This is a genomic window from Mitsuaria sp. TWR114, from assembly GCF_007997345.1.
The window spans coordinates 1-521 of record NZ_VOSR01000900.1; the positions used below are offsets into that span (position 1 = coordinate 1).

The 521-nt window shown below is 68.7% G+C and carries 1 protein-coding gene; it reads left to right on the forward strand.

The features are described from left to right. Nucleotides 1-521: AMP-binding protein (locus FUT87_RS25515; RefSeq protein ID WP_147242810.1), on the forward strand; the 521-nt coding region annotated here is incomplete at both ends.

The window sequence follows — 521 nt, forward strand, 5'->3', positions numbered from 1 at the left end:
AAGGCCGGCGGCGCCTACGTGCCGCTCGACCCGGAGCTTCCCGCCGATCGGCTGGCCTACATGCTCGAGGACAGCGGCGTGTCGTTGGTGCTGACGCAGCCGCACCTGCGCGCGAAGCTGCCCGTCGGGGAGGGTGTCGATTTGGTCGACATAGACGCCGCGGAGAGTGCCGATGAACGCTTGGGCGCATCGCTCGCGAATCCCGAAGTCGAGGTCCACGGCGAGAACCTCGCCTACGTGATCTACACCTCCGGCTCGACGGGCCGGCCCAAAGGCGCGGCCAACCGCCACGTCGCGCTGCACAACCGGCTGGCCTGGATGCAGCGCGCCTACGCGCTGAGCGCGGCCGACACGGTGTTGCAGAAGACGCCGCTGAGCTTCGACGTCTCGGTGTGGGAACTGTTCTGGGCGCTGGCCGAAGGCGCTCGCTTGGCCATCGCGGCGCCCGGCGATCACCGCGATCCGCAGCGGCTGGTCGAGCTCATCAACGAGCACCAAGTCACCACGATCCACTTCGTGCC